The following is a 13,278-nucleotide window of genomic DNA, read 5'->3' on the forward strand; positions in this document are numbered from 1 at the left end:
AATGGAATACAAAGTAGATACTACTGCTTCAACTATCGAATGGCAGGGTTCTAAGCCAACTGGAAATCACACAGGAACTATTGCTGTGAAAGAAGGTACATTTATGGCTACAGACTCTACGATCCAGAGTGGAACTTTCGTGATTGACATGCAATCTATCGAAGTTACAGATCTTGAAGGTGAAGAAAAGTCCAATCTTGAGGCTCACCTGATGGGAACTGTAGAAGGAAAAGAAGGAGACTTCTTTAATGTTCAGGAATATCCTGAAGCTACTTTTGAAGTTACTGGAATCACTGAAGAAGAAGGTACTACAATGCTACAAGGGAATCTTACAATGAAAGAAGTTACTAAGAACATTAGTTTTCCTGTAACAATTAGCAAGAATAATGATACTTACACTATCAGCAGTAAAGATTTTAGCATTGATCGTACAAAATGGAACGTGAACTATGGCTCTAAATCTGTATTCGAAGGTCTTGGAGACAAATTCATCAACGATGAAATTCAGTTAACGATCAATCTTGAAGCTAAGAAAGCTTAATTAAAAAGATCGAATCATAAAAAAAGGCTGCCATCTGGCAGCCTTTTTTGTTTTAAACAAGATCTTCCAAAGCTTTGGAAAGATTGGAATATTTAAATTTGTATCCATGTTCTTCGATCTTCTTACAACTTACCAGCTGACTGGAAAGTACGATCTGCGACATTTCGCCTAGCATGGTTTTAAGTACGAATTTAGGAACATTTGGAAGCCATAACGGTTTATTTAGCTGATCTGCCAATTGCCTGGTCATTTCTTTATTGGTTACCGGGTTTGGCGCAACCGCATTGTAAACTCCTGTAAGCTCTCTTTCTGTAGCATGAAGAAAAATGCCCGCGAGGTCATCAAGGTGTATCCAACTCTGCCATTGTTTACCACTTCCCAAAGGGGCACCAACATTCATCTCTATAGGTTTCCTGACTTTCTCAAGCATTCCGCCTTTTTCTGATAGGACTAAGCCAACACGAATTTTTGCGACATCTATTCCTAGGTTACTAAACCTGTCTGCCGCTACTTCCCATTTCTTTACTACAGTTCCTACAAAATTATCTGCAAGCACTTCGTCATCCTCAAAGTATAATTTTTCCAAGGAGTCCGGATATTTGCCAATAGCGCTGGCAGATATAAAATTTTCTACCTGGTGTTCGTTGTTCTTTAAGGTATCGTAAAGCAATGCCGCAGTTTCGGTCCTGCTCTTTATGATCGTTTCTTTATATTCTGAAGTCCATTTTTCAGCAATACTGGCACCTGCAAGATGGATGATCGTGGTAACACCATCAATGCATTCTTTTTCAATTTCTTCAGATTTCGGATCCCAGTAAAAACCTTTGTAATCTTCCCTTTTCTCAATCTTCGATTTACTGGTGGTTAGATAATGTACTATCATGCCACTCTCCCTGCATAGATCACTCAACCTGGAACCAATCATTCCAGTAGCTCCTGTAATAAGTACTTTCATCTCTTTTTTTGAAGAAATATACAACAGACTAAATGCAGGTGTAGCAAAATTCTACAGGTTTAACTAGAATGCAGTTATAGTTTAACAGCTCTTAACATTTCTCGCTTCCCCGGAGGTCCCGGTAATTTCTCTACCTGAAAACCAGCGGAAATCATGGCTCTTCGGACACTCCCTTTCGCAGCGTAGGTTACTAGAACACCATGAGACCTTAAAGCTTTATACATCGCATTAAAAATATTCTCTCCCCACAACTCGGGTTGAACTCTCGCGCCAAAAGCGTCAAAATACACCAGGTCAAACTGGCTGGTCATATCGATCTCCTGAAATGTCAGTTTATTCTTCAGTAAAGAAAATTTTTCCGTGATTGGAGCTGAAATTTCCCAGGGAACGGAATGTAATTTTTTGAATAGGTCTTCAGCTGAAGCAGCATCGGCCGCCTCTGGATAGTTAAGCAATTTAATTTCAGATGGAACTACAGGATATGCTTCTACTCCTGTATAATTTATCTCAATATCATTACTATTGGATTCTAAAAGAGTTAGAAAAGCATTGAGACCGGTACCAAAGCCAATTTCAAGAATTTCCAGTGGTCTCTTTGAATTTGATTCCAACCAGTGATGCAATCCCATTTTGAGAAACACGTGCCTGGCTTCCTGAATAGCACCATGTTTGGAGTGGTATTGTTCATCCCATTCAGGTAAATGTATGGTCACAGAACCATCGCTGGTTCTAATAATTTTTCTTTCCAAATTATTTCTTCAAAAGGACTCCATCTGCCAGGAATCCAAAGGATTGTTCAGGTTCTGTTATCGCGGCGATTTCTTCTTCAGATTTTCCTGCATCTTTAGCGTAATGCTTTTGATCTTCTACGCTGGTGACTTCAGCGAAAGCTTTCCCATTCACTACTGCCTCTTTTCCTTCTATTTCCTTCGGAACAAAAAATCCGTAGTCCTTAAATTTCACCATGGGATCCTGATCGGTTTCGGGAAGATCCAATACCATCCAGCAACCTTTTTCCTTACAAACACTCATCACCCTGGTGCTGAAGCTAACGTTAATAGTATCACCTGTTTCCAGTGCTCTATATTTTTCAAGCATTTCCGATGCATTCAAAGCCGCATCACCAGAAAATTTCTTTCCGAAACCCTCATAAGATTCCTGAACTTCCTGTACTTCAGCAAGGTCATTGTTCATTGATTTTTCAGCTTTCTTGCAACTAACCAGACTCAAGGCGATGGCTGCGATTACTAATGTTATTCTCATGATTCTCAGATATTATAGGGTGTTCTGCGCCAAATTTACCAAAACTTTAGATTTTGATTCTACTTTTAATTAGGTAAATTTGCGGAACAAGACTGAACAACCACAAAATACCAACTAATGATAGAGATACAAAAGACTACCGAATCCAAAATTGATAAGACTAATTTTGATAATCTAGCTTTCGGACAGGTTTTCTCAGATCATATGATGGAATGTGATTATAAGGATGGTTCGTGGCAAAAACCTATCATCAGACCTTATGGACCTTTATCTTTAGAGCCTTCAGCGCGTGTGTTTCATTATGGACAGGCTGTATTCGAAGGAATGAAAGCTTACAAGGATAAAGATGATCGTATCTGGCTTTTCAGACCAGAGCAAAATTTTGAAAGAATCAATAAATCCAGTGCGCGAATGGCAATTCCTGAGTTTCCGAAGGAATATTTCTTTGAGGCGCTGGAAGAATTACTAAAGTTAGATAAAGACTGGATCAAGAAAGGTTTCGGAAATAGTTTGTATCTAAGACCGTTCGTGATCGCTACGGAATCAGGTGTTTCAGCTTCCGCAGCAAAGGAATATAAATTTATGATCATTTGTTCTCCGGCACAGGCTTATTACAGCGGAGAAGTGAGAGTGAAGTTTTCAGAAAAGTATAGCAGAGCTGCAGATGGTGGAGTTGGATTCGCGAAGGCTGCCGGTAATTACGGAGCGCAGTTCTACCCTACCAATCTTGCAAAGGAAGAAGGTTTCCAGCAGATCATCTGGACCGATGCCAATTCTCATGAATATCTTGAAGAGGCTGGTACAATGAATATTTTCTTTAGAATTGGAAACAAACTGGTAACTGCACCAACAAACGACCGGATTCTTGATGGGGTGACCAGAAAGAGTGTTCTAAAACTTGCGGAAGAAAACAATATTGAAGTAGAAGTACGCAGAGTTAGCGTTCAGGAGATCGTGGAAGCTGCCAGAAAAGGAGAATTAAAAGAAATGTTTGGATCTGGAACGGCAACTGTGATCAATCCTATTGCTGGCTTCGGCTATAAAGAACAAAAGTTCGAATTACCAAATATGGATGATTCTTATGCGAGTTTCTTCAAGGATACACTTATGAAAATTCAGTATAATGAAACTGAAGATCTTTACAACTGGACTTACGAGGTGAAGTAAAACTCCTCTCAGCAAAGTATATTTGATCCCGGAAGTTCTCTTTCGGGATTTTTATTTTTCCAGGATTTTGCCTATTTCAGGTTTAAAATAATTATTTCCTTTCAGGACCTTTCCATCCTCTCTATAAACTGGCTCACCATTTTCATCCAGTTTACTCATGTTACTTCGCTGTATCTCTTCAAAAACTTCTTCGATCTTATGCTGCATGCCGTGTTCGAGAATTGTACCGCATAATAAATAAAGCATATCCCCTAAAGCATCTGCTACCTCAACAAGATCTCCGCTATTAGCAGCCTCCAGATACTCCTCGTTCTCTTCCTTCATTAGAATATAACGCAAGCGGTTTTTTTCCTTTCCAAGATTGGCCTCTGGCTTCTGTTTGATGCCAAGACCAAATGCAGAATGAAACTCTTCCACAGCAGCAATAGCTTTCTTCATGATTAGAATGTTTAAAAAGTTTAACTTTGCTGAAAAATTAACTAAATGTTTTCTACCGGACAACTTATATTCGCCGCCTTTTTCGTGGTAGCATTTATCATCGTTATGATCATTAGTTACCGAAAGGATCTGAAACTACATAAAAAGTACTACAAAGGAAGTATGATGGTGCTGCTAGCATTTATAGCTTTTATTGTGATTTTATTTATAATCAAGACGCAGCTGAATCATTGATTCTTACAACCACTTCAAAATAATTATATTAGTTCTCAATAATCCCAGTCATCATGAAAATTCTTAAATACCTGTTTTTCCTTTTATTGATCATATTCATTGGAGCGTCCATTTACATCGCCACCAAAGATGGAAGTTACCAGGTGCAGGAACAGCGCATGATCGCAGCTCCTCAGGAAGTTCTTTATGATGAGGTAAATGACCTTACTACCTGGAAAGAATGGGAACCATGGTCAAATGGTGCTGAAGACATGATCATTAATTACGGTGATAAGACCGTTGGCGAGGGTGCGAACTACGAATGGAGTAGTGAAGAAATGGGTGATGGTTCGCTGGTGACCACGAAGGCCAATCCGCATGGTAGCATTGAGCAACAGGTGACCTTCAAGACAACTTTTGGGGAAAGCACTAGTGATATCTCCTGGTCTTTTGAAAAACAAAATGACAGCATCCTAACTACCTGGACTTTAAAAGGTGATCAAACTTTTCTTGAAAAAGCAGCGTTTTTGTTTGAAAATGAAAGTATGACTCAGCGATTACAGCCGGTATTCAAACAGGGATTGGATAATCTTGAAGAACAGATAAGAAAGGAGATCGAAAGTTATTCGATCAATGTGGACGGAGTGACGCAACACGGTGGAGGTTATTATCTTTATATTACTACTGCGAGCCGACTTTCACAAATTGCGGACAAAATGCAAGATATGACGAATGACGTGAGCAACTTCATGAATTCTAATAATATTGAAATGACTGGCAAACCTTTTATTCTCTTCAATGAAAGAAATGAAGATAGAGGAACCGCCATTTATTCGGCAGCCTATTTTACTCCAAGTGAAGTAATTACACCTCAGGATAGCCAGGTACTGAACGGTTTTATGCCGAACCAAAAAACATTAAAAACCACTTTAAAAGGTGATTATGAATATTTACAGGAAGCCTGGGATGCGGCTTACCAGTATATTCAGGAGAACGACCTGGTAATTAAGGAAGAGGCAGAGTTCTTCCAGGTTCATGTTACTGGTCCAAAGGACAATGCCAATCCAGCGGAATGGATCACTCATTTGTACATTCCACTGGGAGAAAAAGAAACAGCATTAGATGATTAAAAACCTGCTACTCGTTTTTCTTGGAGGCGGTTTGGGATCCAGTCTGCGATATTTGCTGAGCAAGTATTTAAATGACGGCGGTGTTATTCCCCAGGGAACTTTAGTAGTGAATGTTCTGGGTAGCTTTTTGTTAGGGCTTGCCCTTGGATGGTTTATTAAACACGATATGCTCAATCATCAATTATATTTTCTTGTAGCCATTGGTTTTTGTGGTGGCTTCACCACCTTCAGTACCTTTTCATTCGAAAATTTCAATATGATAAAATCTGGTGATTATATTTCATTTTCTATATATTTTCTTGGTAGTATCATCCTAGGAATTATCGCCATATTCCTCGGAATTATCATTTCCAGACTTTTTTGATCTATTTTCAGATACATATATTTCGATTTTAAACATTTTACTTGAACACCCCTAAATTTATAGGGGTGTTTTTTATTTATATCGTAAAAGTTGACAGAAGACCCATATTTTAACAGGGTCTTTTGAAGTTTTTAATAACTTTAAACCTCTCTTAATCAACATTTATGAAAAAAATTGAAGCAATTATTCGCAAGTCTGAGTTTGACAAAACCAAAGCAGCCCTGCACTCAATTGGAGTTACGTTTTTTAGCTACTGGGATGTTACCGGAGTTGGTAATGAAAAGGTAGGTCATGTTTATCGTGGTGTATCCTACAGCACCGCAGATATTCAACGAAGATACCTGTCTATCGTGGTCACAGATAGTTTCATGGATAAAACCATAGAAACTTTAATGGAAGCTGCAAATACAGGCAGTGTTGGAGATGGAAAGATCTTCGTATCCACAATAGATGAAGCCTACCGAATAAGAACCAAGGAAAAAGGTTCAGAATCACTCAAGTAAAAACTACAATCTCAACAGTAACTTATTATGGAAGGAATATTAACCATCAATAACGTATGGATGATGATCTGTACGGCACTCGTTTTCTTTATGCACATGGGCTTTGCTCTTTTAGAGATAGGTCTTACCAGGCAGAAGAATACGATCAACATATTATTTAAAAACCTGTTTATCATCACCGTAGGCCTGTTGCTATATTGCCTACTAGGATTCAATTTGATGTATCCGGGAGAGTTCAATGGCTATTTTGGTTTTGCAGGCTTTGGACTGGATAGTCCTCTTGTCGATGGAAGTCTTGATCTGGCTTACAGTGAAGGCTATACTTACTGGACAGATTTCCTGTTCCAGGGAATGTTTGCAGCTACAGCAGCAACTATTGTTTCTGGTGCAGTAGCAGAAAGGATCAAACTAAACAGTTTTATGATCTTTGTAATTCTCTATGTTGGAATTGTATATCCAATAGCCGGATCATGGAAATGGGGTGGCGGATTCCTTGACGAAATGGGATTCTACGATTTCGCTGGTTCAACACTTGTTCATTCAGTTGGTGGATGGGCAGCTCTGGTTGCCATTTATCTCTTAGGTGCAAGAATCGGAAAATTCAAAGATGGTAAAATTGGAGCTTTTCCTGGTCATTCCATGCCTTTTGCTACTGCAGGAGTTTTGATCTTATGGTTAGGATGGTTTGGATTTAATGGAGGTTCAGTACTTTCTGCAGATCCAGAACTAACTTCATTAACCCTGGTAACAACCTGTCTTGCAGCAGCAGCAGGTGGAGTAGCATCCTTTATATTCTCCAGCATTCTTTATAAGAACTACGATATCACTATGTTTCTAAACGGTATTCTGGGTGGACTGGTAGGAATCACCGCCGGTGCAGACCAAATGTCCCCAACAGATGCAATTCTTATTGGTGCGATCGCAGGTGTAATTATCGTAATGGGAGTTGCGTTTATTGACAAACTAAAACTGGATGATCCTGTAGGTGCCGTAGCCGTTCATTTGATCTGCGGAATATGGGGAACTCTTGCCGTTGGAATCTTCGGAAATATGGCAGGAATAGATCAGTTCATCACGCAGCTTATTGGTGTTGGGGCTTATGCCGCTTTCTGTATCGTGACCTCATTTATCATATTCTATATTCTGAAGGTTACTCTTGGACTAAGAGTTTCAGCAAAAGAAGAAACTGAAGGCCTGGACATTCATGAACATGGAATGGATGCCTATCCAGATTTCGGACTAAATCAAAAATAACAGCTAACCATAGAAACGGAGCGTTCCTCCAAACGCTCCGCTATATAATTGCTAAACTTTAAAATACATTAAGTAATACCGTCGCTAAACGAATACACTAACTATGTTTTAATCTCAAAATTATGCATGCAATTACATTTTCAAAATTAATAAAAATCTTCATTGTACCATGCCTCTTAGTCTTCTCATTTAGCTTGCAGGCGCAGGAAGAGGAAACCGAAGAAACCTCAAAATTCAGTATCAGCGGAAGTGTTGATGCTTACTTCAGAACAAATTTTAATGGTCTTAACCAATCTGAAGAAATCGTAGGTGGTGACGCCGTAACTCTGGACCCTGCCGCTCCAGCCACTTCATTTGCAAACGATCCCGGTTTTGCGATTGGAATGGCTAATGTGATACTGGGCTACGAAAATGATAAAGTCGGTTTTGTGGCAGATTTGGTCTTTGGACCTCGTGGTGAAGATGCTGTATTTCTCTCCCAGGGTTCTGCTCAAATTGTGAATCAGTTATACGCTTATTATAAAGTCAATGATGCTCTTAAATTCACACTTGGAAACTGGAATACCTATCTAGGTTACGAGGTAATATCTCCAGTAGCGAATTTTAATTATTCTACCTCTTACATGTTCTCCTACGGACCTTTTTCACATACTGGGATCAAAGCCGACTTTAGCTTTGACGATAACTGGACCGGGATGCTCGCCATCATGAATCCTACAGATTATACTGAATACAACCCCATCGGGAAATATAGTTTTGGAGGACAATTGGGTTACAGTGTAGATGGTGGAAGCGCTTTTCTAAATCTTCTCTACGGTGAGCAATCACTTTCAGATGACAGTCTATTTCAAATAGATCTAACTACAGGTTGGGATCTAACCGACAGTTTTTACCTTGGATTGAATACTACTTACCAGGATACAGACGGCACAGGCTTTTATGGTGCAGCAATCTATCCACAACTTTCACTTTCAGATAATTTTGGTCTTGGCTTAAGAGCTGAGTATTTCAAAGAATTGGAAGATGGAGGTGTTGTTTATGGAGCAGACACCAATATTACTGCTTTCACTCTAACCGGTAGTTTCCAGACAGGCGGACTTATCATTAAACCTGAATTACGTCTTGATAGCGTCTCAGATGATTACCCTGCATTTCTGGATCGGGACCTACAACCAAATAGTGATCTGGCTTCCTTTCTGGTCGCTGCCATCTATGCGTTCTAGTTTTTAGCGAACTTTTTAACACCGGCTGGTATTGCTGTTTCCAGATGATTCTCCTTAGGAGGAATGGGACAGGAATACCGGCCGCTGTATGCGCAGTAAGGATTGTATGCTCTGTTAAAATCTATAGTTACCGTCCTTTTTTCAGGAATACTGAAGTCTATATATCTACCTCCATTATAAGTTGAAATTCCGTTAGTTTCATCTGTAAAGGGCAGGAACAAATAATCAAAATATTCAGGATCTGATCTAAGACTTTGGTTTTGATATAGATTCAGCATAAATTCTTCTCCCTTCAGTTTAAAATAAAGCTCTCCATATTTTACGTAAGTGGAAGTCCTGGAAGTACTTGTCTGCATTTCAAAAGGAGATTCAGACGGAGTTCGAACAAATTCTGCTTCAACAATGTAGGTAGTATCGATCATAAAAAATTCTAATCCATCAAAGTTTTCCAGGTCTCCTTTTTCCAGTGGAGATTCTTCGGCATCACTGAATTCTTCATTCATTTTCACTCGATACTCTTCCGAAGCTTTTACTGCCTCCGGCATCTGAGCCTGTAATAACGAGGATATGGAAAGAATAAGGAGAATAACGAAATTTCTGAATGAAGACATGTGATGTATTTTATTCCCAAAATAACCAATATCTACCAGAAAAATTGAAGTAATTTTGAGGCTTGACAATTCTATGAAAAAGTTATTTGCTTCCTATATCGATTCGTTCTCTGGACTAAGAAAAGAAATCTGGCTACTGGCATTGATCACCCTGATCAATAGAGCCGGCACTATGGTTATTCCCTTTCTTTCTCTGTATTTAACCAAAAGTCAGGGATTCAGCCTTGAGCAGGTAGGATGGATACTCACATTCTTTGGACTGGGATCTGTAACCGGCTCTTTTCTGGGTGGTAAGCTCACAGATATTTTCGGCCATTACAAAACCATGGCTGGTAGTTTGATTGGTAGTTCCGTATTATTCGTTCTACTTCAGTTTCCTCAGGATTTCTGGACGTTCTGCCTGGGAATTTACCTGGTCATGTCTATAGCAGATATCTTCAGACCTGCAGTATTTGTTGCGATTAGCGCCTATAGTAAACCACAGAACAGAACTAGATCGCTAACATTGATAAGACTGGCAATAAATCTGGGTTTTTCCGCAGGACCAGCGCTGGGAGGATTAATTATAGCTACTGCGGGTTATGACGGCTTATTCTGGGTAGACGGTATCACCTGCCTTTTTGCCGGTGTTCTGTTGTTAAAACTTCTTCACCCTAAGCGTGCTGTGGAAGAACCCGAAGAGGAGATTACCAATACCGCTTCTGCATACCAGGATAAACTGTATTGGGTATTCATAGTAGCACTAATGCTGTTCGGACTGGTGTTTATCCAGTATTTCTCTACCGTCCCGCTTTACTATTCTGAAGTACATCAATTGAGCGAACTCGAGATCGGACTCATATTAGGATTGAATGGATTCTTTATATTCCTGTTTGAAATGCCTCTGATCAAATACCTGGAAAACCGAAATTCAGGAACGTTGAATTATGTCATATTTGGTGCCTTTCTAACTGCATTAAGTTTTCTGGTCATAAATCTTACCGGTTGGGTGGGAATTATTATTGTTGGGATGCTTCTGGTTACGATTGGAGAAATGATCGCCTTTCCATTTTCTAACACCTTTGCTCTTATCAGGTCTCAAGGCAAAAAACGGGGTAGTTACATGGCGCTTTACAGTATGGCGTTTTCAGTCAGCCATATTTTTGGACATAACTCCGGAATGCAATTAATCGATAATTTTGGTTACGACTTCACCTGGTATACTATGACTGGGCTCGCCGTTATATGTATTCTGTTACTTTTGCTTCTGAAGAAGTTTCTGGCTCGGGAAGCAGCTTAGTACTTCGATTTTTTGAGATACTTCTGAATGATCGCATTGTATTCTTCAGAAAATTTTAAATCCAGAGTTCCATCGATGGAATACAATTTTTCATAGTCACTGTAACCGGTCTTCAGAAGATCTTCCAGATATAGAAGGGCAGTTTCTGCATCACCGTCCAACGAAGCCAGTGATATTATTTTGAAATAAGCTTCTGGATCCTCTTTGTTGATCGCCGTTCTTAAAACACTTATAAAAATTCTGGCATCGATTCCTGCATTGGATTTCATGATATCATCGAACTGTCGCTTTGAAAGAAGGTCTAAATATCCCTCCAACCTGTAGGCCATATCAACTTTAGCCTTTTCAGAACTATTCTGAAGTTTCTCCAGACCATCCATCTGGTAAGCCCACCAACCAATATTTTGAAAGTTTTGCGTCATCACATCTGAAGTTAAAAGGTATTCATACTCCGCCTGTTGTTCACGCTCATAGGAAACTGCCTGCTTAAAATCCCTTTTCTGAGCTGAATAACCCCTGGTACGCTTTACTTCTTTCATTCGATCTTTCACTTCGTTTTCGTACCCAAATTCTGCATACTTTTCTTCCATTCTCTCCAGGTTCTCATACGCAGAATAATAATTCCTAGTTCGTCTCAGACTCTCCACATAATCAAGTTCCTGCTGGTATAATTTAGAAATGAGAGCCTTATCTGCCGGCCTTATTCCTTCCTTTACTGCTTGCAACGTAAAACCCGAAACCGCATTATAGATGACTGCACTGGATGGCCAGTCATTCTCCTTACCGTCAAAATAATAGATCTCCGTTGGGAAATCCCGCTTGTCATAGAATTTAAGATAGCTTTCCATTTCGTAAACCATATAATCCTGACTTGCTCCTATTCCAATAAACATATAGGGTTCCTGATCATTCACGAATTTTGGATTAACGAATGAGTTATTAATAGCCAGGATTCCAGCCATATTCTTATTCATTAATGTAAGCGCTGAGGCGATCTGTGCTCCTTCCGCCATACCTGCAAAATAGATTTGCTCCGGGGCAATTGATAAAGTTCCGGTTACTACGTTCATCATGGAAACTGAAGTATTTATAACACTATCAAGAGACTTAGATTTTAAATCAAGTTCCAGAGCCGCTATAATATATCCCTGATCTTCCGCAGCCGGGCGAAATAGATTTGCGGTACTCGATGCTCTTCCCTTTGGATCAAAAATAAATATGACCGGCCATTTTTTATTCTGAGAATATTGAGAAGGGGTATAAATCGCGAAAGTATCACCTTTAGACCCGGGAATATTGATGCCTTTAGTAACATTGCCCTTGACTATTCTAACCTCCTGCCCTATGATTAACAAAGGGAGTAATAGAAAGATGATACATGGTAGAAGTCTTTTCATAGGTGTTGAAATATTATTAAATATAATAATTGCATCACGAATTATTCCATAAAAAAACCCGCAAGCAATAAACTTACGGGTTGAGGCATTTTTGATGTGTCATTTATCTCCTTTTTACTGGCTGATATTTCATTTTTTGTTTCTCTGGAAAAAATAATTTCGCCATAAGAGAAATCACCAGTAAGTCTGCAAAAATCAGGAACATTATTCTAATAACTTCTATTCCAGAAAATGATAATCCGGTAAATCCTACTAATCCTGTTACTGCTGCAAGAACTAAAAATAATAGTGCTTTCTTCCTCATGATACTTTTTACTTGTTTTGTTTGGTACAAATTTAAGTACGAATCTCTTCAGTTTGTCATAACAAAATTACAATTGGAATCTTTTTAACTAAGAACAGGAAATTCTCAAATCAAACTGTTAACAGAAAGAATTGAAAGCCACTATTTTAACAGTTCTTTCTGGCTCGTTTACACCTGTTGAAAATTTAAAAATCTTTATCGTGGTAGTATTGGCGCATCATCTACAACCTTGGAAAGGATAATATGGGTTCTGGTTTCCCCGTAGGTAATCAACTGATCAATGAGCTTCTCCAGGTTAACCTGATCTTTTAAGATCACTTCCATAATAATATTTTCATTACCCGTTATACGATAACAATTAAGCACCTCTTTGTAGGTTGAAACGGTTTCTAAAAACGCTTTAAGTCTTCCTGTAAATGCGCGTAAAGTAATTACCGCCCTTAGTTGATATCCCGTTTTCTGATGACTAATATTCACTTTATAAGAATTGATCACCCCGGCATCTTCCATCTTTTTCATTCTTTCAGCAACGGCCGGTGAGCTTAGTCCCACTTTTCTACCTATCTCCGAAAACGATGCTCTCGCATCTTTTTGTAATTCCTGAAGGATCGCCCAGTTTAATTTATCAACCATATT

The 13,278-nt window shown here is 39.1% G+C and carries 17 protein-coding genes; 9 read left to right on the forward strand and 8 right to left on the reverse strand.

Annotated elements, in window-relative coordinates:
• Nucleotides 1–541 (forward strand): YceI family protein (locus tag ACNKXS_RS00430; RefSeq protein WP_417919156.1); only part of this gene is annotated, 541 nt, incomplete at its 5' end.
• A gap of 52 nt (nucleotides 542–593) precedes the next feature.
• Here ACNKXS_RS00430 and ACNKXS_RS00435 read toward each other — a convergent pair.
• From ACNKXS_RS00435 to ACNKXS_RS00445, 3 genes are all read right to left on the reverse strand, one after another.
• Nucleotides 594–1,496 (reverse strand): TIGR01777 family oxidoreductase, encoded by a 903-nt coding sequence (locus tag ACNKXS_RS00435; protein ID WP_417919157.1) that lies wholly within the window; start codon nucleotides 1,494–1,496, stop codon nucleotides 594–596.
• 74 nt (nucleotides 1,497–1,570) lie between these two features.
• Nucleotides 1,571–2,245, reverse strand: a complete 675-nt coding sequence (mnmC2, locus tag ACNKXS_RS00440; protein ID WP_417919158.1) for a tRNA (5-methylaminomethyl-2-thiouridine)(34)-methyltransferase MnmC2 — start codon at nucleotides 2,243–2,245, stop codon at nucleotides 1,571–1,573.
• 1 nt (nucleotide 2,246) lies between these two features.
• Complete coding sequence (locus ACNKXS_RS00445; protein WP_417919159.1) at nucleotides 2,247–2,759, reverse strand: DUF4920 domain-containing protein; 513 nt, start codon at nucleotides 2,757–2,759, stop codon at nucleotides 2,247–2,249.
• A gap of 117 nt (nucleotides 2,760–2,876) precedes the next feature.
• Between ACNKXS_RS00445 and ACNKXS_RS00450 the strand changes: the two genes are divergently transcribed.
• Nucleotides 2,877–3,926, forward strand: a complete 1,050-nt coding sequence (locus ACNKXS_RS00450; RefSeq protein WP_417919160.1) for a branched-chain amino acid aminotransferase — start codon at nucleotides 2,877–2,879, stop codon at nucleotides 3,924–3,926.
• Between the two features lie 51 nt (nucleotides 3,927–3,977).
• Here ACNKXS_RS00450 and ACNKXS_RS00455 read toward each other — a convergent pair whose 3' ends face one another.
• The gene (locus ACNKXS_RS00455) at nucleotides 3,978–4,364 is read right to left on the reverse strand and encodes a pyrophosphohydrolase domain-containing protein (protein WP_417919161.1); all 387 of its coding nucleotides are present in this window, start codon (nucleotides 4,362–4,364) and stop codon (nucleotides 3,978–3,980) included.
• A gap of 45 nt (nucleotides 4,365–4,409) precedes the next feature.
• Between ACNKXS_RS00455 and ACNKXS_RS00460 the strand changes: the two genes are divergently transcribed.
• The 6 genes from ACNKXS_RS00460 to ACNKXS_RS00485 all read left to right on the forward strand — a co-directional run bounded on the left by ACNKXS_RS00460 (nucleotide 4,410) and on the right by ACNKXS_RS00485 (nucleotide 9,051).
• Nucleotides 4,410–4,598, forward strand: a complete 189-nt coding sequence (locus ACNKXS_RS00460) for a hypothetical protein (protein ID WP_417919162.1) — start codon at nucleotides 4,410–4,412, stop codon at nucleotides 4,596–4,598.
• Between the two features lie 53 nt (nucleotides 4,599–4,651).
• Nucleotides 4,652–5,707 carry an SRPBCC family protein gene (locus ACNKXS_RS00465; RefSeq protein ID WP_417919163.1) on the forward strand — a complete coding sequence of 352 codons (1,056 nt, stop codon included), beginning with the start codon at nucleotides 4,652–4,654 and terminating at the stop codon, nucleotides 5,705–5,707.
• The gene (gene crcB / locus ACNKXS_RS00470) at nucleotides 5,700–6,071 is read left to right on the forward strand and encodes a fluoride efflux transporter CrcB (RefSeq protein ID WP_417919164.1); all 372 of its coding nucleotides are present in this window, start codon (nucleotides 5,700–5,702) and stop codon (nucleotides 6,069–6,071) included. Before ACNKXS_RS00465 ends, crcB begins: the two co-directional genes overlap by 8 nt.
• Nucleotides 6,072–6,235: 164 nt before the next feature.
• The gene (locus ACNKXS_RS00475) at nucleotides 6,236–6,574 is read left to right on the forward strand and encodes a P-II family nitrogen regulator (protein ID WP_417919165.1); all 339 of its coding nucleotides are present in this window, start codon (nucleotides 6,236–6,238) and stop codon (nucleotides 6,572–6,574) included.
• Between the two features lie 27 nt (nucleotides 6,575–6,601).
• Nucleotides 6,602–7,828 carry an ammonium transporter gene (locus ACNKXS_RS00480; protein WP_417919166.1) on the forward strand — a complete coding sequence of 409 codons (1,227 nt, stop codon included), beginning with the start codon at nucleotides 6,602–6,604 and terminating at the stop codon, nucleotides 7,826–7,828.
• A 122-nt stretch (nucleotides 7,829–7,950) separates the two neighbouring features.
• Nucleotides 7,951–9,051 carry a porin gene (locus ACNKXS_RS00485; protein ID WP_417919167.1) on the forward strand — a complete coding sequence of 367 codons (1,101 nt, stop codon included), beginning with the start codon at nucleotides 7,951–7,953 and terminating at the stop codon, nucleotides 9,049–9,051.
• Here ACNKXS_RS00485 and ACNKXS_RS00490 read toward each other — a convergent pair.
• A complete protein-coding gene (locus tag ACNKXS_RS00490) occupies nucleotides 9,048–9,662 on the reverse strand; it encodes a DUF1684 domain-containing protein (protein WP_417919168.1) in 615 nt (204 codons plus the stop codon). The genes ACNKXS_RS00485 and ACNKXS_RS00490 overlap by 4 nt on opposite strands.
• 73 nt (nucleotides 9,663–9,735) lie before the next feature.
• Between ACNKXS_RS00490 and ACNKXS_RS00495 the strand changes: the two genes are divergently transcribed.
• On the forward strand, nucleotides 9,736–10,941 hold the full coding sequence (locus ACNKXS_RS00495) for an MDR family MFS transporter (RefSeq protein ID WP_417919169.1): 1,206 nt from the start codon (nucleotides 9,736–9,738) through the stop codon (nucleotides 10,939–10,941).
• Here ACNKXS_RS00495 and ACNKXS_RS00500 read toward each other — a convergent pair.
• The 3 genes from ACNKXS_RS00500 to ACNKXS_RS00510 form a co-directional block, all read right to left on the reverse strand.
• Complete coding sequence (locus tag ACNKXS_RS00500; RefSeq protein ID WP_417919170.1) at nucleotides 10,938–12,338, reverse strand: hypothetical protein; 1,401 nt, start codon at nucleotides 12,336–12,338, stop codon at nucleotides 10,938–10,940. The two genes, ACNKXS_RS00495 and ACNKXS_RS00500, sit on opposite strands and share 4 nt — an antisense overlap.
• Nucleotides 12,339–12,441: 103 nt before the next feature.
• Nucleotides 12,442–12,642 carry a DUF1328 domain-containing protein gene (locus ACNKXS_RS00505; RefSeq protein ID WP_141878484.1) on the reverse strand — a complete coding sequence of 67 codons (201 nt, stop codon included), beginning with the start codon at nucleotides 12,640–12,642 and terminating at the stop codon, nucleotides 12,442–12,444.
• A gap of 195 nt (nucleotides 12,643–12,837) precedes the next feature.
• Nucleotides 12,838–13,275, reverse strand: a complete 438-nt coding sequence (locus ACNKXS_RS00510; RefSeq protein ID WP_417920121.1) for an Lrp/AsnC family transcriptional regulator — start codon at nucleotides 13,273–13,275, stop codon at nucleotides 12,838–12,840.
• Nucleotides 13,276–13,278: the final 3 nt, after the last annotated feature.

Source organism: Christiangramia marina, assembly GCF_048285865.1.
GTDB classification, from domain to species: domain Bacteria; phylum Bacteroidota; class Bacteroidia; order Flavobacteriales; family Flavobacteriaceae; genus Christiangramia; species Christiangramia marina.